This window comes from Novosphingobium chloroacetimidivorans (assembly GCF_014204535.1).
Taxonomy (GTDB): Bacteria; Pseudomonadota; Alphaproteobacteria; order Sphingomonadales; family Sphingomonadaceae; genus Novosphingobium; species Novosphingobium chloroacetimidivorans.
The window spans coordinates 55,106-78,820 of record NZ_JACHLR010000018.1 but is presented as its reverse complement, the minus strand read 5'-3'; the positions used below and the strand labels follow the sequence as shown (position 1 = coordinate 78,820).

At 66.6% G+C, this 23,715-nt stretch carries 18 protein-coding genes; 7 read left to right on the top strand and 11 right to left on the bottom strand.

Features of this window, described 5'->3' with window-relative positions:
• Positions 1 to 47: 47 nt before the first annotated feature.
• Together HNO88_RS17650 and HNO88_RS17645 are read right to left on the bottom strand one after the other, a co-directional pair.
• On the bottom strand, positions 48 to 3,377 hold the full coding sequence (locus HNO88_RS17650) for a TonB-dependent receptor domain-containing protein (protein WP_312857110.1): 3,330 nt from the start codon (positions 3,375 to 3,377) through the stop codon (positions 48 to 50).
• A 239-nt stretch (positions 3,378 to 3,616) separates the two neighbouring features.
• Positions 3,617 to 4,903: an aspartyl/asparaginyl beta-hydroxylase domain-containing protein gene (locus HNO88_RS17645; protein ID WP_184248687.1), complete on the bottom strand. Its 1,287-nt coding sequence runs from the start codon at positions 4,901 to 4,903 to the stop codon at positions 3,617 to 3,619.
• An 81-nt stretch (positions 4,904 to 4,984) separates the two neighbouring features.
• On the opposite strand from HNO88_RS17645, the gene HNO88_RS17640 reads away from it, so the two are divergent.
• Both HNO88_RS17640 and HNO88_RS17635 read left to right on the top strand, forming a co-directional pair.
• Positions 4,985 to 6,028, top strand: a complete 1,044-nt coding sequence (locus tag HNO88_RS17640; protein WP_246381975.1) for a hypothetical protein — start codon at positions 4,985 to 4,987, stop codon at positions 6,026 to 6,028.
• Positions 6,025 to 7,194, top strand: a complete 1,170-nt coding sequence (locus HNO88_RS17635) for an aspartyl/asparaginyl beta-hydroxylase domain-containing protein (RefSeq protein WP_184248684.1) — start codon at positions 6,025 to 6,027, stop codon at positions 7,192 to 7,194. Before HNO88_RS17640 ends, HNO88_RS17635 begins: the two co-directional genes overlap by 4 nt.
• A gap of 15 nt (positions 7,195 to 7,209) precedes the next feature.
• On the opposite strand, the gene HNO88_RS17630 is transcribed toward HNO88_RS17635, so the two are convergent.
• Positions 7,210 to 7,473, bottom strand: a complete 264-nt coding sequence (locus HNO88_RS17630; RefSeq protein WP_184248681.1) for a hypothetical protein — start codon at positions 7,471 to 7,473, stop codon at positions 7,210 to 7,212.
• Between the two features lie 77 nt (positions 7,474 to 7,550).
• Here HNO88_RS17630 and HNO88_RS17625 point away from each other — a divergent pair, with 77 nt between their 5' ends.
• A complete protein-coding gene (locus HNO88_RS17625) occupies positions 7,551 to 9,191 on the top strand; it encodes a tetratricopeptide repeat-containing sulfotransferase family protein (protein WP_184248678.1) in 1,641 nt (546 codons plus the stop codon).
• Between the two features lie 228 nt (positions 9,192 to 9,419).
• On the opposite strand, the gene HNO88_RS17620 is transcribed toward HNO88_RS17625, so the two are convergent.
• The gene (locus HNO88_RS17620) at positions 9,420 to 12,599 is read right to left on the bottom strand and encodes a TonB-dependent receptor domain-containing protein (protein WP_184248675.1); all 3,180 of its coding nucleotides are present in this window, start codon (positions 12,597 to 12,599) and stop codon (positions 9,420 to 9,422) included.
• 242 nt (positions 12,600 to 12,841) lie between these two features.
• Between HNO88_RS17620 and HNO88_RS17615 the strand changes: the two genes are divergently transcribed.
• On the top strand, positions 12,842 to 13,393 hold the full coding sequence (locus tag HNO88_RS17615) for a hypothetical protein (protein WP_184248672.1): 552 nt from the start codon (positions 12,842 to 12,844) through the stop codon (positions 13,391 to 13,393).
• 8 nt (positions 13,394 to 13,401) lie between these two features.
• Here HNO88_RS17615 and HNO88_RS17610 read toward each other — a convergent pair whose 3' ends face one another.
• Positions 13,402 to 14,373 carry a hypothetical protein gene (locus HNO88_RS17610; RefSeq protein ID WP_184248669.1) on the bottom strand — a complete coding sequence of 324 codons (972 nt, stop codon included), beginning with the start codon at positions 14,371 to 14,373 and terminating at the stop codon, positions 13,402 to 13,404.
• Between the two features lie 49 nt (positions 14,374 to 14,422).
• Here HNO88_RS17610 and HNO88_RS17605 point away from each other — a divergent pair, with 49 nt between their 5' ends.
• The 3 genes from HNO88_RS17605 to HNO88_RS17595 all read left to right on the top strand — a co-directional run bounded on the left by HNO88_RS17605 (position 14,423) and on the right by HNO88_RS17595 (position 16,973).
• Positions 14,423 to 15,382, top strand: a complete 960-nt coding sequence (locus tag HNO88_RS17605; RefSeq protein WP_184248666.1) for a TauD/TfdA family dioxygenase — start codon at positions 14,423 to 14,425, stop codon at positions 15,380 to 15,382.
• Positions 15,383 to 15,538: 156 nt separating this feature from the next.
• Entirely contained in the window at positions 15,539 to 16,324 is a 786-nt protein-coding gene (locus HNO88_RS17600) for an SDR family oxidoreductase (RefSeq protein ID WP_184248663.1), read from the top strand.
• A 7-nt stretch (positions 16,325 to 16,331) separates the two neighbouring features.
• Entirely contained in the window at positions 16,332 to 16,973 is a 642-nt protein-coding gene (locus tag HNO88_RS17595) for a TetR family transcriptional regulator (RefSeq protein WP_184248660.1), read from the top strand.
• Positions 16,974 to 17,076: 103 nt separating this feature from the next.
• Here HNO88_RS17595 and HNO88_RS17590 read toward each other — a convergent pair whose 3' ends face one another.
• From HNO88_RS17590 to cpaB, 6 genes are read right to left on the bottom strand one after another with little or no spacing between them, the layout of a single operon-like run.
• A complete protein-coding gene (locus HNO88_RS17590; RefSeq protein WP_184248657.1) occupies positions 17,077 to 18,087 on the bottom strand; it encodes a type II secretion system F family protein in 1,011 nt (336 codons plus the stop codon).
• A gap of 19 nt (positions 18,088 to 18,106) precedes the next feature.
• Positions 18,107 to 19,078, bottom strand: coding sequence for a type II secretion system F family protein (locus HNO88_RS17585; RefSeq protein WP_184248654.1), 972 nt, complete (start codon positions 19,076 to 19,078; stop codon positions 18,107 to 18,109).
• Positions 19,079 to 19,124: 46 nt separating this feature from the next.
• Complete coding sequence (locus HNO88_RS17580) at positions 19,125 to 20,414, bottom strand: CpaE/TadZ family protein (protein WP_184248651.1); 1,290 nt, start codon at positions 20,412 to 20,414, stop codon at positions 19,125 to 19,127.
• Between the two features lie 2 nt (positions 20,415 to 20,416).
• Complete coding sequence (locus HNO88_RS17575; RefSeq protein WP_184248648.1) at positions 20,417 to 21,049, bottom strand: CpaD family pilus assembly protein; 633 nt, start codon at positions 21,047 to 21,049, stop codon at positions 20,417 to 20,419.
• Positions 21,050 to 21,060: 11 nt separating this feature from the next.
• Positions 21,061 to 22,644: a type II and III secretion system protein family protein gene (locus HNO88_RS17570; RefSeq protein WP_184248646.1), complete on the bottom strand. Its 1,584-nt coding sequence runs from the start codon at positions 22,642 to 22,644 to the stop codon at positions 21,061 to 21,063.
• Between the two features lie 45 nt (positions 22,645 to 22,689).
• Positions 22,690 to 23,715 carry a Flp pilus assembly protein CpaB gene (cpaB, locus tag HNO88_RS17565; protein ID WP_184248643.1) on the bottom strand — a complete coding sequence of 342 codons (1,026 nt, stop codon included), beginning with the start codon at positions 23,713 to 23,715 and terminating at the stop codon, positions 22,690 to 22,692.

Genomic DNA, 23,715 nt, shown 5'->3' with positions numbered 1-23,715 from the left:
CCGGAACACCGGTTCCGACCCCTTCGCGCAGTTCCTTGGTAGAAAGATCAGAACTTGGCGAGGAACGCTGCATACATGTAGCGGCCTCGCACGTCGTAGATACCGGCGCCACCGTCCGCAGCGGTGTTGAGGCCGTTGCCGACGCCGGTGAGGCCGAATGGCGGCATCTTGTTGCCGACGTTGTCGATGCCCAGCGTCAGGTTGTACTGATCGGAGACTTCATAGTCGAGACGCAGGTCGTGGTAGAACACGTCCGGGTACTTGGCCTGGGAGTAGAAGTCCGTATTCTGCGGCGGCAGACCGTTCAGCTCGTTATAGTCCTCGTAGGTGTTGAGGTACATCTTGTCGATCCAGCGCAGCTGGTAACCGAACGTGACGCGACCGACCTTGAGGCTGCTGTTCAGGTTAACCTCGTTCTTCGGATCGCCGAGCTCACCCAGGATGCGATCCTTGAAGTCCGGATCGTCCGGATTGGTGAAGTCGTCGCGCTGCAGCGTGCGGGTGTAGTTCACGCCCAGGTTCAGCTGACCCCAGTCGAAGCTGTGACGATACTCGATCTTGGTGTCGATACCGCGCGCCTTCAGCTTGGCGAAGTTAGCGGTCGATTCCAGCAGGCTGCCCTGCAGGATCTGGAACGCCTGCTCGCCGTTCGGACCACCCGAAGCGCCGGCGCGCTGGAAGAGGCTGCAGAACTGATTGCTAAGCGAAGACGAGTCGTAGCACAGGTTCGCGACTTGCTGGGCGTTAACCGACGCGATCACGTTGTTGACCGTGATGTCGAAGTAATCGACCGAGATCGACAGACCCGGAACGAAGGTCGGAGTGAACACCACACCAGCGGTGTAGGAGTCCGACTTCTCGGCGCCGAGCAGCGGATTGCCGCCCGAAACCGTCTCCAGCGACGACAGGTAGACATAGTCGTAGCTGGTCGGCACGCCCGCTGCGGCGCAGTTGGCGGCGCGGTTGGCGGAACCGGTGCCGATGTTGCGCGCGGAACAAGGATCCACGAAGCTGGGGGCGAAGTTCTGGCCCTGTGCCGAATACAGCTCGGTCAGGTTAGGTGCGCGCACCGAACGAGAGTACGTCCCGCGGAAGCGCACGTCCTGGATCGGACGCCAATCGATGCCACCACCGTAGGCGTAGACCGTGCCGGTCGCGCCCTTGTAGTCGGCTATACGGCCGTTGCCGGTCAGCGTCAGTTCCTGGAAGAACGGCACGTCCTTCAGGATCGGCACGCGCAGTTCGCCGTAGACTTCCTTCACTTCGAACGACGGCGCCGTCAGGGACGGAATGGCGTTGTAAAAAGCGTACCCAGCCTGGGTGAAGTCATCGAGGTCATAACGGTTGGTCTCGCGGCGGTATTCACCGCCCACCGAGAAACCGATTGGGCCGCCGGGTAGTTCAAACAGCTGGCTGGAGTCGCCTGAAACGAAGGCGTTGATGTCCAGCTGTGTGATCTTGCCCGAAGCCCGCGAGGGGACAAGCAGGTAGTTGCGCGCCGCGTCGCTGACCGAGCCCTGGCCGAACGGGTTGAGCGGAACGCATGCCGCGATGTCGGAAGCCAGCTGCGCCGGATTGCCGCCGACGTCCGTGCCGCCGTAGCGGCCGTCGACCTGCGCACGGCAGCGGATTGTCCCCGAGGCATCGCGCACGGTGTCCTGTGCGAGCAGGAAGCGCTGTGCGTTGATATTGCCCTGGATCAGGTTCTTCTCGCGAAACTCGCCGTAGTTGACGGCAACTTCGTAGTTCCAATCCTCGTTGAAGTCGCCACGCACGCCGATCACGGCGCGATAGGTTTCGCGCTTGATCTGCTCGTCACGGATGCCGAGATCGACCCAGTTGCGGCGAAGGCCAAAGCGGTAGGTACCTGCTGCGACCTGGGCCAGGGAGGCATCCCGATTGGCGGCGGCCTGCTCCGCCGTCACACCGCCCGAGGTAAAGGCGATGCCGGTGTTTGGATTGACGCCCGAGTTGATCGCGGCGGTGAGCTGCGCGGCGAGCGTAGCGCGCGCCGTGGCCGACAGATACGGGTTGTCGAGGCGGATGCCTTCGCGATTGACGCCCGAGTTCACGGGAACGCCTGCCGTGGTGTAGGTTCCGTTGATGAACGAGCGGTCGGCGCCGCCGGCGAAGCCGCCGATGGAGCTTGCGCCGGTACCCGCGCCGGCAGTCGAGCCGAACCGACCCAACGTGGTGCCCTGCGAGAAGAACGGACCGCTCTGCGAACCCTGTGCTTCGGTGCGCACGTACTTCGCTTCGAAGAACGGCACGAACGCGGGGCTGACCTCAAAGTGACCCAGCAAATTGACCGAGTAGCGCTTCAGGTCGGGGGTGAAGGTCAGCAGCTGGCCTTCGCGGCTGGTCGATCCGTTGCCGCCGATGAAAGCACCCGTTGGGCCAATGCCGACACGATCGCCGGTTTGCGCGATCAGACCGCCACCAGGCGCGAACAGCGAGTTGCAGGTGAAGGCCGACCCACCGCCTCCACCGCACGGGCCGGTTGCGCCACCATACCGGAACGCGGTCAGGCCGCCCAGAGAGATCGTGCCGCTGCGGATATCGCGGAAGAACTGACGATCCGATATGCCGTCGCTGGGTGCGCTGGCCGGATCAGTGTCGGTGGTCACGAAGCCGTTGTTACGCGCGAGCGGACGGCCGGTTGCATCGTACTGGGACTGGTGTGCGAACTCGAGGTTCAGCGCGATGTTGCCTCGGCCGTCAGCGAAGTTCTTGCCGGCGAGCAGCGAGATGTACTGGTTGCCTGCGTCGTTGTATTTCGAAATGCCCGCGTTGCCGCGGACCTGGACGCCTTCGTAGTCGGTCTTCAGCTTGAAGTTCACGACGCCGGCGATCGCGTCCGAACCGTACACAGCCGAAGCGCCGCCGGTGAGGACTTCGACGCTCTGGATCAGGTCGGTCGGGATCGTGTTGGTGTCGACCGAAACACCTGTGGACAGGATGTCGCCGGCGACATGACGACGGCCGTTGACCAGCACCAGCGTGCGCGAGGTGCCAAGACCACGCAGGTCGACCAGGTTCAGGCCACGGGTGCCGAGGAAGCGGGTCGAGTTCTGCTGGCTGAAGGTGTTGCGCAGCTGCGGCAGTTCGTTGAGCACGTCGCCCACCGAGACCTGGCCCGTCTGGAAGAACTGCTCACCCGAGACGACCGTGACTGGATTGGTCGATTCGAGGTTGGCCGAGCGGATGCGCGAACCGGTCACGATGATCGCACCGGTGTCGGCAGGTGCCTCATCGGCAGCCGTGGTGCTCGTGCCGGCATCCGTCGCCTGCGCGAACGCAGCCGTCGAGCCTAGCACCGCGAAGACGGTGAGGCTGGTTGCGCCACGCAGCGCAGCCTTGGTGAAAGATGATGCCACTTGTTGTGTGTCCCTTCATGCAACCCAGCCGACGCCTGATTTCGCCTATCAGGTCGGGCCGGAATCAGCTTAGGACGCGATGAGCGTCCCGCTATGAGACGTTGTGTTGCAAGCTTGGCACGCTGTGACAATCACTAAGGTTGAAGCGTGAAACTTGGTATCCGGGCTGTGGCGTAGAGGACACACCGGAAGTTTTAACGAAACTTAACGAACAGCTTGCGAGGCGTTCTTAGTGTGCCTTAACTGCCCGCATCATCGGGGGCGGCGTAGCCGTGGCGGTCGGCGATCGGGTAGAACTCGGCCAGCAGCTCCTGCTCGGCGGTGGTCAGGTGCGGGTTCCAGACGTCGAAGATGAGGATCGCGCGCTGCTCGGTCGAGCGGTTCCATGCCTCGTGCTCGATGGTGTCGTCGAAGGCCCAGGCTTGCCCTTTGCGCCAGGTGCGCGTGTCGCCGCCGACGCGAAAGGTGCAGCCATCCGGCACTATGAGCGGCAGGTGGATGATCGCGCGCACGTTGCTGACGCCGGTATGCGCAGGCAGGTGCGCGCCAGGCTCCAGCACCGAGAAGAACACCGTCGGCGCGCGGCCGGGGATGCGCGCGAGAGGCAGCGCTTCGACCAGCTCGGTTGTCCGCGGGCAGCGCGCGCAGGCCTCGTCGTCGCGCTCGCCATTCCGCCACAAGTGATAGGCGCCCCAGTCGAGCTTGTTGTCCAGCGGGCTCCATTTGTTGGCGGGCGTGCCGGGGGCCATGGCGACGTAGGGCTTGAACTCGCCTTCGTGGCGACCTCGCAGGGCGAGGTACTCGGCTGTGATCGCCTCGGTCGCTTGCTCCAGCTGATCCAGCCAGGGAAAGTGCCGCCGCTCGAAGAACTCGTCTGCCGGCAGGAAGGGCATGTGCAGCCCGGCGCAGACGTTGGGATAGATCTGGCGGCGGCCGAGCAGATGGTCGATCGACGCGTCGAACCTCCGGCGCGCGCCGACCGAGTGGCTGGCGCGGACAGGGGCGAGATCGGCGTCGACCGCAGCGGCGAAACCGGCCTGCTGCTGCTCCACAAAGCTGCGGGCATGCGCGAACATGGCCGCCATCGCCGGCGTCGGCTCCTCGATCAGCGGCGCCATCGCCAGCACGCCGCGCCACCGCTCCGCCGCGCCGCTGGCGTCGCCGCTCCGCTCGCACAATTCGGCCAAGCGCACGTTTGCCATGAAGTGCCGCTGATCGAGGCGGAGCGCGCCGGCCAGCGCCGATCGCTCGCCCGGCGCGTCGTCCTGGTGGCGGTGGGCAGTGGCAAGATTGAGCCACAAGTCGATTGCCGCAGCGTCCACCGCCAGTGCCCTGCGGAACAGGATCGCAGCTTGCGCGAAGGAGCCTGCGGCGAGCGCCATGACGCCCAGCGCGTTCAGCGCGACCGGATGCTCGCCGGCCTTCGTCAGCACGTCGCCATAGAGCCGCGCCGCACGGTCGATCTGCCCGGCCTGCCGCGCACCTGCCGCAGCGCGCAACGCCTGCTCGACTTCGATCTGGTTCATGGCGCTGGCTATATCGCGCAGACCGCCGCTGGACAAATCGGGGCGAGCCTGCAAACCATCGCGGATGCCCGGCGGTGCCGCTTGACCCTGTCTTCGACCACGGCGCCCCTGCTGGCGGATGCGACGTGGCTCGCGCATCGCTATGATCCCGGGCATGATGCCGTGCACTTCGTTCGCGTCCCGCGCGAGGCGCATCGGACGGCGACGTTCCTCACCGACGAGCACTTGCCGCCAGGATTGGAGCCGCTGGTGGTGCGCCGCGCCGATGCGATGGCGATGGTGCCTCGCACTGCGCCGTTGCACTTCGTCTTCCACTCGGCTTACTGCTGCTCGACGCTGCTGGCGCGCGCCTTCGATCGGCCGGACTGGGCGATGGGGCTGAAGGAGCCGGTGATCTTCAACGACCTCGTCGGCTGGAAGCGGCGGGGCGGGCAGGGACCGGACATGGCCTCCGTGCTGGACGACGCGCTGACCCTGCTGGCGCGCCCGTTCACGCCGGGCGAGGCGGTGATCGTGAAGCCTTCCAACATCGCGAGTGTCATTGCCGCGCCGATCCTGGCGCTGCGGCCGCAGAGCCGCGCGGTCCTGCTCTACGCGCCGCTGCGCACCTACCTGGCCTCGATCGCCAAGAAGGGGTTGGACGGTCGTCTCTGGGTACGCACCTTGCTGCTGGGGCTGCTGGACGACCGGCTGATCGACATGGGCTTCTCCCCGCGCGACCACCTTGGCCACAGCGACCTGCAAGTTGCCGCGGTGGGCTGGCTGGCGCAGCAGGCGCTGTTCGCGCGGCTCGTGTCGCAGTTCGGCGATACCCGCGTGCGCACGCTGAGCAGTGCCGACCTGATGCGCGATCCTGCGGCGGCGATGACGCGCCTGGCGGCGCTGTTCGGCCTGCCGCTTCAGCCGGGAGAGGCGGCGCGGATGGTGGCGGGCCCAGCCTTCACCCGTCATTCCAAGTCCGACACGCAGTTCGCCGCCTCCGAGCGCGAAGCGGAGCACAGCGCGGCCGCGCAGACCCATGGCGACGAGATCGACAAGGTCGCCCAGTGGGCCGAGGCGGTGGCGCAAGCGGCGGGGATCGCGCTCGTGCCTCCCGCGCCCTTGCTCGACGGGTCGCAGGCGTGACGGATCCCGCCACGCCGCAGCACGTGGCTCTGGCCGCTTTGCGCCGTGGCGATGGACAAGCGGCACGCGCAGTCCTCGATCCCGTCGAGCGCGCAGGGCAGGCAACGGCGCAGATGCGGATCCTCCTTGCGCAGGCTTGCGCGATGCTGGGGGATGCCGCGGCCGCGCATCGCGCGCTGGAAAGCGTGCTCGCAGCGGAGCCGGCCAATCTCTACGCCCTGATCATGCGGGGCGACTTGCTCGCCGCGGCCGACGATCCGCGCGCTGCGGTCAGCTGGTACGAGGCCGCGTTGAGACACGCTCCGCTCGCCGGGCGCCTTCCGCAAGACCTGCTCGACATGCTGCGGCGGGCAGAGAGCGCGGTCGCACGTGCTGGAGCCGCGTTCGAGGAGCATCTACGTCGGCACCTGCAAGCGAGCGGCGTCGCGCCCGAACGCACCGATGCGCGGTTCAGCGAGGCGCTGGAGATCCTGGCGGGCAGGGCGCAAGTCCAGCTGCAGCAGCCCACGAGCTTCTATTACCCCGGCCTGTCGCAGCGCGCCTTCTTCGAGCGCGAGGAGTTCGCCTGGGTGCCGGCGTTGGAGGCGGCGACGGCAGCGATCCGCGACGAACTGGAGGCGCTGCTCGCCAGCGACGAGGTGCTCGCGCCTTATGTCGCGGCGGAGGCGAACCGGCCGGCCAAGCGTCACGCGCTGCTCGCCGATCCGCGCTGGAGCGCGTTTCACCTCTATCGCGGCGGCGTGCTGGTGCCGGAAAATGCCTCCCGTTTCCCTGCGACGATGGCGGCGCTGGCGGACTTGCCGATCCCGCACATCGCCGGCCGCTCGCCCATGGCGCTGTTTTCCGTGTTGCGGCCCGGCACGCATATCCCGCCGCACCACGGCATGATCAACACGCGGCTGATCTGCCACTTGCCGCTGATCGTGCCGCCGCGCTGCCACTTGCGGGTGGGCAACCACAAGCGCGTGGTCGAGCAAGGGCGGACGATGATCTTCGACGACACCATCGAGCATGAGGCCTGGAACGAGAGCGAGCAAACCCGCGTCGTGCTGCTGTTCGAGGTCTGGCGCCCGGACCTCAGCCCCGCTGAGCGCGAAGGGCTGACCGCTCTCTACGAGGCGATCGGCGCCTACGGCATCACGGCAGAGGACCAGGCCGGAGCTTAGCCGGACGGTCGGATGTCAGCAGCTGCCGGTCTGGCCCATGCTCGCGCACGAATTGATGTTGCCATTGTTCGCCCGCAGTGCATCGCGCTCACGCTCCCACTCGCGCTTGGTCTTGCAAGTGCGATAGCCTTTCACCAGCGAACCGGTCTCGATGAAGCGCTTGCAGATCTTCTTGTCGGCACTGTCCGCCGACTTCTCGGCTTCGTCGCGCTTGGGTGGTTCGGCGGGCGTCGCGGCGCTGGCCAGGAGGACGGCGGCTGCTGCCAGGAGTTGCATCATCGTCGGGCCCTTCTCAAGAAGGCAATTTCTATGACAGGTTGCGGCCCGGGTAAAGATCGACGAGAGCCGTCCGCGTTATGCCAAGCAAGACATCGGCGACCCTGTCGAAGGGCAAGCGCGTAAAGGCCTGGGCGCAGCTCGAGCAGGCGCTGGCCGGGGGCGACATCGCCCTCGCGGCGGAACTGGCCGAGGCGCTGCTGCGCGCCGGCGAGCGCGAGGCGATGCTGTTGAACCTGGCGGCATGGCGGCGCGAAGAGACCGGCGACTACGCAGGCGCGCACCGCCTGCTGCGCGAGGCCCTGACGCTTGCTCCAGGCGACGTGATGGTGCTCGGCGCAATCGGGGCCGTGCTGCGCAAGGAGGGGCAGTTGCCCGAGGCGCTCGCCGTGCTCGACCGCGTCATCGCCGCCGAGCCGCGCCATGCCGCCGCCTGGCTGGAGCGTGGCTATACGCTCGAGGCGCTGCGCGAGACGGCGGCTGCGAGCGACAGCTATCGTCGCGCGCTGGCCATCGATCCGCATCTTGCGCCCGCGCTGGGGCGGCTGGCCGACATCGCGGCGCGGCGCGGGGAGACGCAGGTCGCGCGCGAACTCGCGCGGCGCGCTCTGGCGATCCAGCCGCGGGATCCCGCCGCCATCTTCGCACTGTCGACGCTGGCGATCGAGGCGCGCGACGGTGCGGCCGCGGAAGCGGACTTGCGCGCGCTGCTGGCGGCGGACCCGAACGGCGACGATCGGACACGTGCGCTCACCCTGCTCGGCGATGCGCTGGATCGCCAGGGTCGCGTGGACGAGGCCTTCGCCAGCTACGCGCAGGCGCAGGCGAACTTCCGCAAAGTCTACGGCGATGTGCTGGCACCTGCTCCGGGCCGCCCCTCGCATCGTGCGTACATCGAGAGGATCGCGGATCAGGTGACCGTCGCACCGGCCGGGCAAGAGGTTGCCCCGGTTGCAGGCGAGGCGGCCGGGCACGTTTTCCTGATCGGCTATCCGCGCTCAGGCACGACACTGGTCGAGAACATCCTGGCGAGCGCGCCCGGCGTAGTCGCGTTGGAGGAGCGCGACACGCTGGCCGATACCGATGACGTGCTGGTCGACAACGACGGTGTCATGGCGGACCTGGGCAGCCTTGATCCGGAAGAGATCGTGCGCTTGCGGGCCGCGTACTGGGGCCGCGTGCGTGGCTACGGCGGCGAAGTCGCGGGCAAGCTGTTCGTCGATATGAACCCGCTGGGCGGCACCCGGCTGCCGATCATCGCGCGGCTTTTCCCCGATGCACGCGTGCTGGTCATGCGGCGTGATCCGCGCGACATCGTGCTCAGCTGTTTTCGCATCAACTTCACGCCGAGCCCTGCTGCCTGGGCCTTCAGCGACCTGGAGGACGCGGCGCGGCACTATGGCGCGCTGATGGACTTGACCGAGCGTTGCCGCGAGCACCTGCCGCTGGCGTTCCACGAAGTACGCTACGACAGGCTCGTGACTGACTTCGAAGAGACGGTGCGTGCCATGGCCGGGTTCATCGGCCTGGAATGGACCGAGGACTTCCGCCGCTTCGATCGTACCGCGCAGACCCGCGGCGTGCAGACCGCCAGCGCCACCCAGGTACGGCGCGGCCTCTATGACGGCCGCGGCCAGTGGCATCGCTATGCCGCGCACCTCGCTCCGGCGCTGCCGATCCTGCAACCCTGGATCGAGCGCTTCGGGTTTGAACAGCTGTAAGATCCTCCACTGCAAGGGAGCCCTCGCGAAGCGAGTGGTGGAGGCGGTGTAACCCTCTCGGTCGATTGATCCGGAGGCGGTTACACCCCTTCGTCAGCCGCTGACGCATCTGGCAACTCCGCCCTTCGACACGCTCGGGACAGGCTTGCAGGGGAGGGTCGTTAATCCACCAACAAAAAAGGGGCGGGCCGAAGCCCACCCCTTCTTCGGTTTGCGAAGTGCGCCGCCTCAGAACTTGAAGCGAGCACCCACTGCAAAGCGACGACCCAGCGCGTCGTAGGTCGACGGATAGGTGTTGCCGCTGTTGAACGACGTCGACCCGATGGTGCCGCCGACGAGCGGGGGCTGCTTGTCGAACAGGTTCATCACGGTCAGCGTCATGTCGAGGTTGTCGCTGACGCCGATCCGGCCCGACAGGTCGAAGTAGTTGGCGGCCTTGATACGCCCGAAGTTCACTTCCTTGCCCGCCAGCGCGCCAGAGGCGATCGTGCCCTCGAACGCGACCACACCTGGCTCGACCTTCATGGAGTCGATGTGGCGCCACAGCAGAGACACGTCGACGGAACCGAAGGTGAGCGTGGTGCGCTGGTTCCAGGTGAACTCCGGCTGGAGCGAACCCGGAGCCGAGTTCGGGCCGGCCGAACCCGGCGAGCCGCAGTTCTGGCCATAGAGACCCACGCACTCGCGCGCATCCGAAGCCGGCAGGGCACCACCGGCGCCCGGGAAGCCCGCGGGGATGAGCGAGCCCGGAACGATTGCGGTGAACTCGGAACGGTTCGTCCAGTTGCCCATGAAGCTCAGGTTCAACTTGGCGAAGCCGAGGTCGCGGCGGTAGTTGACGCTGACATCGATACCGTCGGTCAGGATACGACCCGAGTTTGAGAGCGGGAAGATGATGCCCTGCGTGGTCGATGGGTCGCCGTCCAGGCCGCCGGTGACCGGGTTGCGCCGGATCAACTGGCAGAGCGGGTTGGAGACGCTGGGCGCATCGAAGCACCCACCGACGATGTCACCCACGGTCGGCTGCGAAATCGCGTTCTTGATGCGAATGTGGTAGTAGTCGACGGTGATCGACAGGCCGGGCACGAAGGTCGGCTGGAATACGACGCCGAGGGTGTACGAGTCCGCCTTTTCCGGACGGATGTTGAGGCTGCCCGAAGTCGTACCGTTCGCCTGTGCCGAAGTCGGGTTGAGGATCAGCCCGATTGCTGCCGGCGGAGCGCCCTGCGCGATGCAGACGGGAGCCAGCGCCGGATTGGTGATCGGCCGGGTGCCCGAGCACGGATCCGAAGCAAGGTTGGTCAGCCCGGTGTTCGACGGAGCGAACAGTTCGTTGATGTTTGGTGCACGAACCGCGCGCTGGTAGTTGCCGCGCAGCTTCAGGCCTTCGACGGGCTCCCAGGTGCCGGCGCCCTTGTAGGTCGTGGTGTTGTAACCACTGCCGCCCTGCACGTTGTAGTGCGAGTAGCGCAGGCCGCCTTCGACGGTCAGGCTCTTGAAGAAGGGCCGATCGACGACGAGCGGAGCGATGACTTCGCCGAACGCTTCGTAGACCTGGTAGCCGCCACGGAAGTTCGGCACGGCGCCGCCAGCGCCACCGAGTTCGCCTGCCGTTTGCGACAGCGAGTCCGCGATTTGCTCCGCGCGATACTTGCGGAACTCGCCACCCAAGGCAAAACCGATCGGCTCATCGGCCCAGGGCGAGCTGGCGCCGCCGAAGTCGCCGCTGAGCAGTGCGCGGGCCTGTGCCAGCGAGGTCTTCTCTTCGGTTGTTGCCGACTGGGTCAGGTACGGCAGCTGCGCGGCCGTGATCGATCCGGCCTCTCCGAACAGGTTCACCGGAACGCAACCGGCGGCCGAGGAGCCCGCAGGTGCGCCGCCAAGGCAGGTCGTGGTGTTGGTTGCATAGGCCGCGGCGCGGGCACGCGAGGTCAGCACGTATCCGGTCTGCGTCTGGCGGTTCGACGATTCACCGTACGAACCCGAGAGGTCGAGGTTGATCGTCTCGGTGATGTCGATCTTAAGGCCGGCGCGGTAGTCGAAGATCTGCGTGGTGTAGTCGGACTGGCGCGGGCCGGCCTCGACGAAGCGGCGACCAACCGTTGTCAGCACCGTGCGGAAGTTCGGGTCTGCGGGGTTGGTGGCAGCCGCTGCGGCAGAGCATGCCGCCGCCGAAAGGGGGCCTTGCGGTGACACGCCGCCCGGATTGAAATTGGCGTTGAACAGGTTGTTGATCGGATCCTGGCCTGCCAGGAAGACGTTGCCGGCATTACAGAACTGCTGGCGCGCGGCGGCGGGCAGGTAAGGGTTGCTCAGCGGTACGACGACGCCGGAGCTGAACAGACCCGACGGCGCGATGATCGTGCTGACCTGGTTCTTCGAGAACAGGCCGCGCGTGTACAGCTTGATGTTGTCGGCAACGTCGTAGTGCGCCGCGCCGTAGATGTTGAAGCGCTCGAACGGGACCTGGAAGACGTTGAACGGATTGAAGTTGTAGCCGTCGCGCGAGGCCAGATAAGGCCGCAACGAGCCGGTCGCAGGCACGATGCTGTTGAAGGCGGTGCCGAGCGTGAAGCGGCCCGGTACGGTCGTGCCGGAACCGCCACGGCCACCCGACGTGGAGGTGTAGTTGTTCAGCGAATACTTGCGCTGACCCTGGTAGACCGGATCGGCGTTCTGGTAGCCGACCGACAGCACCGCGTTACCGCGGTCATCGTCGAAGTTGCCGCCGATGGTCAGGTCGATACGCGAGGTTTCGCCATCGCCGCGCTCGGTGATCTGCTCCGAAGCGTTCAGTTCGACGCCAGTGAAGTCAGAGCGGGTGATGAAGTTGATCACGCCCGAGACTGCGTCGGCGCCGTACGTCGTCGCAGCGCCACCCGTGAGGGTGTCGACGCGCTCGATCAGTGCGAGCGGGATGTTGTTGAGGTCGACGCGGCCGACCACGCCCGAAGGAGCGATGCGGTTGCCGTCGAGCAGCACCACGTTGCGGAAGTTGCCGAGGCCGCGAAGGTCGGCGAACGCCGCGCCGCCGTTGCCGTTGTTCACGGCCGAGCCGATGCTGGGGACCGCGCCCGGCAGGTCGCGCAGGACCTGCTCGGCGGTGTTCACCTGCCGCAGGTTGAGCTCTTCCTGACCGATGACGCTGACGGGGCTGGACGCGACGATGTTCGGGTTGCGGATCAGCGAGCCGGTGACGATGATCTCGCCGGTGCTGTTCTCACCGGCCGGCGGTGCGGCGTCGGCGCTGGAGGTGCCGGCCGCGGGAGCGGCAGGATCGCTGCTCTGGACGCCGGTCTTGGGCTGGCTGTCGGGATCGGCGGTCTGCGCCAGTGCGGGCGTGGCGATGAGGGCGGCGCTGACCAGCAACGAGGAGTTGAGCAGGCGCGCGCGATAACGAGTGTTCATATGTGCATGTCCCCTATTGGGGTCTTGCTCATGCAATGCGCAGGTCTTTTCGCCGGACCTGCGATGCTGAACCTTGACCCAATGGGAATGAGGCTAATTCACTTTCGCCGCATCGCAAACGAGATCACCCAAGCGATGCAATATTCTTGCGGCATGTCACACAGATGCCACAGGTCCATGTAGAGACTTGCCGATCTGGCCTATGCCGCGTAGCTCTTTGGCCACACACATCGGAGGGGCAGATGAAACGGCGGACTATCGCGGCGGCGTTGGCATTGGGTTTGTGCTCCTGCGAAGCCCACGCCCAGCAGCAAACCGCCAGCGCGCGCTTGCTGGACTCGTTCGCCAAGTGCCGCGCGATCGCCGTGGCCGAGGCGCGGGCCGCTTGCTTCGACACATCGGCGCGTGAGCTGGAAGCGGCGGTGAAGGCCAAGGACGTGACGATCGTGGATCGACAGGAGATCCGCTCGGCCCGGCGCTCGCTGTTCGGCTTCACCCTGCCACGCATCGGTCTGTTCGGCGGCGGCGATCGCGAGGAGGCGCGCGATGGCTCGGCCAAGTCCGAGTTCGAGGACATCAAGGAACTCAACACCACGATCGCTTCGGCACGGGTCGTCGCCAATGGCCGCGTCGAGTTGCGCCTGGCGGATGGTGGCGCGGTGTGGGTGACGACCGATCCGATGCCGTTCCCGCCCAAGCCCGGAGACAAGGTGCGCATCCGCAGCGGATCGCTGGGCAACTATTTCATCGCGGTGGACGGCCAGCGCTCGGTGCGGGGCATGCGCCTGCGCTGACCCGCAACTCAGGCGAGCAGGGCGGCGCCGGCGAGGACGCGTAGAACCGACGGCGCGTCGGACCCATGCGCCGCGATCCAGGCTTCGGCACTGGCAATCTCACCGGCAAGCCGGGGCAACAGTGCCTCGCTGCGTGCTCGCCGCGCCGCGCTATCGAACGCTTGCTCCGGGTTCTTCGAGTAGCGTGTGAACAGCGGTCCGCGCGTCATCTGCGCGATCGTCCCGTCGTCGAGCGGGATCGAGAACAGCGTCGCCGCGGCACGCAGCACGGGTTGAGGATCCTGGAAGAACAGTTCCGCGTCGAGACTGCGGCTGCGTGGATGCTGCTCGATGCTGGCGGCATAGGCGCGCATTTGCGCCAGCCACAGAGCGGCGGCGCGCTCGCCGTCCTGCAGGGCGGTCAAGTCGCCCAGGTGGCTGGCGAGCTGCTGCGTGACCCGGCGCAGCCAGGCGCGGTGATCGTCGCTGCGCAGGATCGCCAGCAGATAGTCGCTTAAGTTCAGGTAGAGAAACAATGCGGGTGCTTGCGGATAGAGCCCGCGCAGCTGCGGCAGGACGAAGTTCACCGGTACGTTCGCCTTGACCAGCGTCGGCAGGTCGGCCCGGTAGCGCTTGGATACGCTCGCCGCCGCCAGGGCGAGCACGCCGCCATCGCCGGCGATCGCGGCCTGGCGCAAGGCGAGGGGCTCGCGCAGGACAAGGTTGGTGTCCGGCGTGTCGAGCGCGCGTGCGAGCAGCGTCGATCCGCAATGGGCGACGTGGAAGATCCAGCCTGTTTCGGCTGCCTGTGGCACTCGGCCGGCGAACGTCGAGAGCGGGACCCGCATCGAACCGGAGCCTGCCGGCGAGATGCGCCCGTCGAGGAAGATCGACCGGTGATAGGCTGCGCGGTCCATCGGCACGAACACCGCCGCCGCGTCTTCGAAGGAGTGCAGGTAATGGTCCGGCGAGGCGAGGAGGTCAGCAAGTGTCAGGGCCATCGCGCTTGGGTATAGCATGCGGGGCCATCAGCGGCTACCTGCTGCCACTATGCCGACCGTAAGCCTGCCAGCGCCGGGGCGCCCTTATGTCCTGATCGAAGCGGATGGCACGCGTGACGTGCTTGCCTTGGAGCGTGACGAGATCGTTTCGCTCTACAAGGAACACGGTGCGCTGCTGCTGCGCGGCTTCGCCACCGACGTGGAAGCGTTCGGCCGGTTTGCGCGGCAGTTCTGTGCGACGTCCGTCGTCAACGAGAGTCCCGGCCGTCGCATGCTCGATGCGGAGCGCAACGTGCTCACGGTGGATGGCGGGACCGGCGCGTTCAACTTCCACCCGGAATTGTCGCGCGAGCCGTGGAAGCCGGACGCGGCCTTCTTCGGTTGCCTCTCGGCTCCGCTGGCTGGCGGGGCGACCACGATCTGCGACGGGGTCGAGCTGGTCCGCGCGCTGCCTGCCGAAGTGCGGCAAGGGCTCGAAGGTCGACGATTGCTCTACATCAAGCCGACCTGGCCGGGGCTGCTTGAGTTCTGGCTCGGCACACCCGATCCGACCGATGCGCAACTGCTGTCGCCGCCCGAAAACTGTCCTTATTTCTTCCGCAAGCTGCATGGCGAGATCGTCCGCCTGTTCACGCGGCCGGCGCTGCATCGGCCGATGTTCACCGACCAGCCTGCGTTCGGCAACTTCCTGCTGTTCGCGCGCTTCAACAACCGCCGTCCCGATTTCCCCCTGCTAGATGATGGCCGCCCGGTGCTGGAGGCCTGGCTCCAGGCGATCCGCGCGACGGCCGAGCGCGTCGGGGTGGCCATCGCCTGGCGCAAGGGTGACGTGCTGATGCTCGACAACACGCGCTTCATGCATGGGCGCACCGCAATCACCGAGCCCGGCGAGCGGCTGATCGCGACGTTCTTCGGCTACGTCGATTTCGCCGAGCGCGATCCCGAGGAGCCGCCGCAGCCCTTGTGGCGCCAGCGCGACTTCATGCCGCCCTTGCCGCCGGACTGGTGACGCGGCTGGTGATCGCGGTTGGTGATCGCGAGTGCGGCGCACGGCGGTCCTTTCGCAGATTGACCCTGCTTGTGGTGCGGCTTAATCGAGCGATTAAGAGGCGAGCGGGCGTGACGACGTGTCCGTGCGCCAGCCATACAGCAAGGGGTGACAGGCATGATTCTCGACAGCAGCGTAGCGGCGGTGGTCACGGGCGGCGCATCGGGCTTGGGCGCGGCGACGGCGCGGGCTCTGGCCGCCAAGGGCGTCAAGGTCGCCTTGTTCGATCTTAACGCCGAGGCGGGCGAGGCGATCGCAGCCGAGATCGGCGGCGTATTCTGCGAAGTCAACGTGACCGACGAAGCCAGTGTCGACGCCGGGTTCGAGAAGGCGCGCGCCGCGCATGGGCAGGAGCGGGTACTGGTGAACTGCGCCGGCATCGCGCCTGCCGCCAAGACCGTCGGTAAGAACCGCGAGACCGGCGCTCCCAGGGCTCACGACATGGCGCTGTTCGAGAAGGCCATCGCGATCAACCTGGTCGGCACGTTCCGCTGCATCTCCAAGGCGGCGGCCGGTATCGTCACGCTCGATCCGGTCGACGAAGCCGGTTCGCGCGGCGCGATCGTCAACACCGCGTCCGTGGCGGCGCAGGACGGGCAGATCGGCCAGGCGGCCTACGCGGCGTCCAAGGGCGGCGTGCTGGCGATGACGCTGCCGGTCGCGCGCGACCTGATGAACGACGGCATCCGCGTGAACACCATCCTGCCCGGCATCTTCGAAACGCCGATGATGGCCAGCATGCCGCAGCAGGTGCAGGACGCGCTTGCCGCGATGGTGCCGTTTCCCAAGCGCCTGGGCAAGGCCGAGGAGTATGCCAAGCTCGCGCTGTTCATGCTCGAGCACGACTACCTCAATGGCGAATCCGTCCGTCTCGACGGCGCGATCCGCCTGGGCCCCAAGTAAGCACGCCATGAAGCGGATCGGTGTCGAGGATGTCGCTCTGGCCGTGCCGCCCGGCGCGCGCGAGCACTTGCTCGACACTGCCAGCGCCATCATGCGCGACGGCGACATCGTCGACATTTCGTTGTCGGAGCTGTCGCTGCGGTCGGGGCTGAACTCGGCCCTGGTCAAATACTACTTCGGCAACAAGGCCGGTCTGCTGAAGGCGTTGCTCGACCGCGACTGGCAGGCGATCGTGCGCAGCGTCGACGCACTGGTCGCCAAGGGGGACATGGACCCGGAGGCGAAGCTGCGGCGGCATATCTCGAAGGTCATCGATACCTTCTACGCGGTCCCCTACCTCAACCGCCTGACCATGCGCATGGTGCGCGAAAGCGACGATGCCGAGGCACGGCGGATCGCCGACTGCTACCTCTCGCCGATCTATCGCGCCTACGAAGACCTGATCGGCGAGGGCGTGCGGGCGGGGGTGTTCCGCTCCGTCGATCCGCAGCTGTTCTACTTCACGGTAACCGGCGCGGTGGACCGCTTCTTCTCGACGCGCCTGGTGATGAAGTACTGCTTCGACCAGGACACCCTGACCGAGGAACTGCGCGACCGATATCGCGAGCATACGATCGACATCATCATGGCGGGTATATTGGCGCGCTGAAACGGCGGGCCGTCTTCTGCAGCTGGGACCAACAACTTCGACATCCCCGCTTTCGCGGGGATGTCGAAGGCTTGGGTTGTGCCGGGGGAGGGGAGAAGGAGCCTCAGTTCCCCGCCGGTCCGCCGCCGGAGAAGGCATCGGCGATCGAGCAGGCCGCCGGGCCGAGGATGACCACGAACAGCACCGGCAGGATGAACAGGATCAGCGGCACGGTCATGATCGCGGGAAGGCGCGCAGCCTTTTCCTCGGCGCGCATCATGCGCTCGTTGCGGAATTCGGCCGAGAGCACGCGCAGGGCGGACGCCAGCGGCGTGCCGTAGCGCTCGGTCTGGATCATGGTGGTGACCACGCCGCGCACGGAGTCGAGGTCGACACGATAGGCGAGGTTCTCGAATGCGGTGCGGCGGTCTGTCAGGAACGCCAGCTCGATCGAGGTAAGCGAAAACTCGTCGCCCAGTTCGGGATAGGCGCGGCCCAGCTCGCGGGCGACGCGCTCGAACGCGGCATCGACGGTGAGGCCCGCCTCGGCGCAAATCACCAGCAGGTCGAGCGCGTCGGGCAGGCCCTTGCGGATCGCGTCGGTGCGCTTGGAGATCATGTTTTGCAGGAAGATGTCGGGGCCCTTGTAGCCCAGGCCCACGGCCGCGGCGAAGGCCATGAAGCGCTTGAAGCTGCTCCACTCGGGCCAGTACTCGACCCAATAAACCAATGCGCCGACGATCGTGCCCAGCACGATGGGCGCTACCAGCCGCGCGAAGATGACGGCGACCGCGTATTCCTTCTTGCGCACGCCGGCCTGGAACAGCTTCTGCTGCACCGCCTTGATCTGGCTGTCCTGCAGCATGCGGAACTTGCCCAGCACCTGCGTCAGGTTGTCGGTGTGCTGGTTGCGGCGCACCACGCTCTGCCGTTTGCGCGGGGCGACGGCGATGCCGGCCTTGAGCTGCTCGCGCCGCTCGGTAAGCGCCTTGACCCGCTTGCTCATCGGATCGCGCACCGTGATCGCGGCGTAGATCGCCAGGATCACCGCGCCGGCGGCGACAGCGACCAGGATCGTGCCGACGAACAGCACGTCGAAGCCGAGGATAGTGGGACCGGCGGGTTGGGCTAGCATGGCGTGGTGACTTTCCCGCTCAGATCTCGAAGCTGACCATCTTGGCCATGATGAAGGCGCCGATGCTCATCCACACCAGGCCACCCAGTCCCGCGACCATCAGCCGCTCGTCCAGGAAGAACTTGCCGATGTAGCCCGAGTTGACCCAGTAGATCATGGCGAAGACGATGAAGGGCAGTGAGCCGACGATGTAGGCGGAAGCCTTCGATTCAGAGCTCATCGCGCGGATCTTCAGCTTCATCTGCGCGCGCTTGCGCAGCACGTCGGACAGGTTCGCCAGCGTCTCGGCCAGGTTGCCGCCGGTTTCGCGCTGAATGGCGAGCGTGATGCAGAAGAAGCTGAATTCGGCCATGTCGAGCCGGTTGGCGGTGTCCTGGAGCGCGTCCTCCATCGACTTGCCGATCTTGATTCGCTCGGTGATGAGCTTGAACTCCTCGCCGACCGGGCCAGGCACTTCGTTGGCGACGATGCCCAGCGTTTCGGAAACCGGCAGGCCGGACCTCAGCCCGCGCACCAGCAGGTCGATGGCGTCCGCGAACTTGACGGTGAACTGGGTGTTGCGCTTCTTGATGAGGTAGTTGACCACGACGTGCGGCAAGCCGGCACCGGCGAAGACGCCGACCACCAGCGCCAGCAACGGCGCGCCCGACTTCAGGAACACCAGCAGACCGACCAGCGCGAACAGGCCGAAGGACGTCCAGACATACTGCTGCAGCGTCCAGCCCTTGCCGGTACGATGCAGGCGCAACGCCAGCGCCTCGATGCGCGAGCTCGATCCTGCGACCTGGTAGGTCCTGGGCCGGCGCGCGGCGACGGCCTTGCGCATCTGCATCTCGACCCGCTCGACCGCATTGTCCGAATGGCGGAAGCGGACCTGCTTCAGCCGGCGCGTCGACTCCTTCTTGGGCGAGGGGCCTGCGAACGCCGCCCACACCATCGCCACCGCGCCGGTCAGGCCGAGCACGATCAGCAGGAGCTGGAGGAGGTTCATGGGCAGGTTCGCCTTTCAGTTCAGGTCGGGTGCGCGTCGACGGGGCTCAGCGGCCGGCCTTGGCCTTGGCCTTGGGCTTGGGTGCGGCATCCGCCTTGTCCTTCTTGCCCAGCATGGTCTTGAAATCGAACTTGCTGAGCAGCGCTTTCTTGGGTGCGGCCTTGTCGGTGTTCTCGCTCGCGCCGACCACCAGCTGCGCCAGTTCGCGCATCGCGGTGCCCGCCTTGCTGGCGCGGTTGGCGTGGACGAAAGTCTGCCCCAGCTTCGCGGCGTTGCTCGACGCCTTGATGTCATAGGGGATCGAGAGGTTCAGCTTGCGCTCGATCGAGGCCTCGAAGTCGGCGCGGGTGATCTCGGAGAATGCGGCCTGGACCTTGTTGGCGGCGACGATCACTTGCGCATGCGGCGCGTTCGACTTGAGCCAGGAGAGCAGGCGGATCGAATCACGCGCCGAGGCGAGCGTCATTTCGGTCGCCAGCACCACCACGTTCACGTCGGCAAGCAGCATCGGAAAGTTGACCAGCATCGAGCGCGGCAGGTCGATCACTGTCATGTCGAAGGCGGAGCGGAACTCCTCTTCCAGCTGCAGGAAGGCGCCGCCGTCCGTCAGGAGCGGGGTGTGGATCGGCGCCTCGGCCGAGAGCAGCGCGAGGTTGTCGTTGGCGCGGATCATCGCGCGCTCGATGAACAGGCCGTCGATGCGGCTGGGGTTCTCGATCGCGTCGGTGAGGCCGCGGCCAGGCTCCAGGTCCAGGCTGAGCGCGCCGGTGCCGAAGTGAATGTCGAGGTCGAGCAGCGCGGTTGAGAGCTTGTCCTCGGCGCTGAACAGCCAGGCCAGCGAAGTCGCGATGGTCGAGGCGCCGACGCCGCCGCGGGTGCCGACCACTGCCGTCGAGACGTGGCGCTTCTCGCCGCCGGTGTCGACGACCTTGGGTGTGGAGAACGCCGTCTGCGCCTCGATCAGCGCGTCGCGAACGGCGGCCGGCGACAGCGGCTTGAGCAGATAGTCATGGATGCCGCTGGAGATGAGGTCGCGATACAGGCGCACGTCGTTGACCTGACCGACCGCAAGCACCACCGTGCCGGGCTCGCACACCTCGGCCAGCGCATTGATGTCGTTCAGCGGATCGCCGCTTTCCGACAGATCGACCATCAGGATGTTGGGGCTCGCGGCGATGGAGAGCGACTGCACGGCGCTGCGCAGGCCGCCCTTGCCGCACTTCTCCGGTTGCCAGCCCAGCTCCATGGCGATCGGGCGCAGCACGTCGAGCGAGGCATCGTCGCACAGGTATGCGGCGAAGGGATCACGCGCGCCGGCTTTCCAGGGTGCGTTCATGCTCAGTTCCCCTTGGTGCTGCTGGACTTGAGGTCCGCCGATCCGGTCGGCGTCTTGGCACGATAGGCACTGATCGCCTTGTTCGAGCTCATGATCGTGGTGTCGCCCTGCGACCCGTCGCCCTTCACCAGATGCTCGGGATTGGCGATCATCGCGGCCAGGTTGCTGTTGGTGGCGCAGCCGTAGTTACGCGAGAGACCGTTCTTGAAGTTCGCGTCTGAGTGCCCGCTCCAGTCGGGGCAGCCATGGACCACCGCCTTGCCGCGGGTGACGACGACACGGGTGGTGCCCGCTTCGACGAAGCCGGTGCTGACTGGAACCGTGTCGCTCAGGTCCAGGCTGTAGCGTGCCGCCAGCGCTGCGATCGTGCCGCGCGTCTCGGGGCTTTGCATCGGGTCCTGGACCGAGATCGCATCGCCATAGCGAAGACCCAGTTCCTCGAACCAGCCGGCAAGGCGCTGCTGCTCGGGGTAGGAGAGGCCGCCGTTGCCGGTGGCGAGATCGAGAGTGTAGTTCACCCGCTCGACCACGGGTTCGTGGACCGAGTTCATCGAGCTGTTGGTGGGCATGCCGGTGCAGCCGGCGAGCGAGGCGCCGAGTGCGAGGGCGGCGATGGAGAGGATGCGGTGCTTCATCGTCGATCCCTTCAGAACTTGGTGGCGAAGCCGGGGGCGGCATCGGCTGCGGCGGAGCGCTTGCCTGACTTGCCCTTCTTGCCCTCGGCGGCGGGCAAGGAACTGGCGGCGCCGAGGTCAGGACCTGTCGACACCGGAGCAGCGGTGGGTCGCGAACGGTCGGCCTTGCTGCCCACCGAACCGTCGGTTTCCATGTTGCCCAGGATGCGCTGCAGATCGTTGGGCGCGTTGAAGCCGTCGGTCGGCAGGGCGATCTGATTGCCGTCCACCGGGTTCACCAGGTACGGCGTCACCACGATCACCAGCTCGGTCTCGCCGCGGCGATAGCTGGTGGAGCGGAACAGCGAGCCCAGGATCGGCAGGTCGCCCGCGCCGGGCAGCTTCTGGATGGTGTTCTGCGAATTGTTGCTCAGCAGTCCGGCGATCATGAAGCTTTGGCCCGAACCCAGTTCCACGGTCGTCTCGGTGCGGCGCACGGTGATGCCCGGGATTGAGTAGCCGTTCAGCACCACCGAGCCTTGCGTGGTCAGCTCCGAGACTTCGGGGCGGACGCGCAGCGAAATGCGGCCGTTGGACAGCACGGTGGGCGTGTAGGCGAGGCTGACGCCGTACTTCTTGAATTCTACCGATGTGGCGCCCAGGCCCTGAGAAATCGGGATCGGGTATTCGCCGCCTGCCAGGAAGTCGGCGGTCTCGCCGGAAAGGGCGGTCAGATTAGGCTGCGCGAGCGTGGTGACGAGGCCAATGTTCTCACCCGCATCGAGCGTGCCCAGAATGTTGAGGCCGAACAGCTTGCCCAAACCTGCAATCGACGTGAGGCCTTCAACGCGGCTCACCGCTGTGCCCGGTATGGTCGTGACGATCTGGCCGGTGGCAGGATCTCGTATAGTAGTCGTGACAGTTTGGCCCATGCCCAGAGCGGAGAAACGCTCAGCGTTGAAAGGGCCAGTCGGGCGGCCTTGCCCGATGCCGAACTTGAACCCGCCGGTGCCATCCAGGGTCGACAGGTTTGAATTCAGCTGCTTGACCAGCGAGCGGCTCACCTCGGCGAAGCGCACCTGCAGGTTCACCTGCAGCGGCGTCGCGGTGCGTACGCGGCTGATGACGTTGGCGTCCTTGCCGACATAGGCCTGAACCAGGCGCTCGGCTTCCGCACCATCCTCGGGCGACTTGACCGTGCCCGTCAGCAGGAAGGTGTTGGAGCCCATCGTCGAGACGCCGATCTTCGCATCCGGCATGGCCAGGCGCAGCATCGAATCGACGCTGTCGAGGTTGGAGCCGACCCGCACGTTGGCCGACCACACCACATCGCCCTTGGCGTTGCTGGCGTAGACGGTGGTGAGGCCGCCGCCCTTGCCGAACACGTAGAGCTGGCGCTGCGACTTCACCTGCACGTCGGCAACGGCATCGTTGGAGACGAACACGTCGGCCATGTTGCCGGGCAGGCTGACGAGCTGGCCAGAGCCGATCGACAAAGTGATGTCCTGCGCCGGGCGGATCAAAGCCTGCGCGGCGGCGGGAGCGGCGGGCAACAGCGCCAGGGGCGCGGCGGCACATGCGGCGAACAGCGCGGTCCTGAGAAGACGGAAGGTCATGGCGTTACCCTTCTGGGCGGAATGAGGCTGGTTGAGGCGGCGCATTTACTTGCCCGCCGCTTCGGCAGTGGTGGTCTTGCCACGGGTGACGCGCACCATGGGACCGGACGGACGCGGGACATAAGCAGCCGCAGGTGCGCCGGGTGCAGCCGGAGCCGCCATCATCGGCGCCGCCGCAGGTGCTGCCGACGAAGGCGGCACGTAGCGCGAGGGTTGGAAGCGCGAGACATCGCCGCCGGTCACGAACGTCGTGCTGCCTTCGATCGGGTGGTTCATCGCCTGACGCATGAGCTGGTCTTCCTGCTCCTTCGTGGCGCCTTCGGGCACCTTCAGGTCGCCGCTGGCGAGCACCCGCTCGAAGTCGGCCTGGTTGTCCGCCAGCGGACGCAGGCTGAGGCTCAGCTGGCCGACCGTCTCGGCAACGGAAATCTTCTCGGCAATGCGCGGGGTGACTTCGAGAGTGACGGTGCGCGAGGTCTTCACCACGCTCTTGCCCTCGACGATCTCGCTCGCGGTGGCCTGGTCGGTGGCAAGGACGCGCACGTTGCGCAGGATCGTCTCGGCCGCCTTCAGCTCCTGATCGGCGCCGCTCTTGACCGACTGCGTGAGCATGAGATCGACCCGGTCGCCCGGGAACACGAAGCCGCCCACGCCCGAGGTATCGGACACGGGGATGGTGATCGCGCGCATGCCCGGCCCGAGCGCGGCGGCGAGGAAGCCGCGGTCACCGGGAGCGACGAGCGCACCCTGCGTCAGCGGCTGGCCGGCGGGGACGGGATAGCGGACCACGGTGCCCAGCAGCTTGCTCATGTCGGCCTGGCCGTTGAGGAAGTAGGCGTCCTGCACCAGCTCCTTGGGCCAGTCCTGGAACGAGACCGAATCAGCGGTGATGATCGTGCCCGTCGGCAGCGCACGCTGTGCCACCAGGACCTTGGGACCGACCGGCGCCACCGGCACCGCTTCCGCAGTGGGCGCAACACCGCCGCCCGAGAAGACGGACCGGGCCGCGAAGGCGGTGGTCACTGCGATGAGCAGCGCTGCGACGAGCAGCAGCAGCTTCTTCTTATCCAT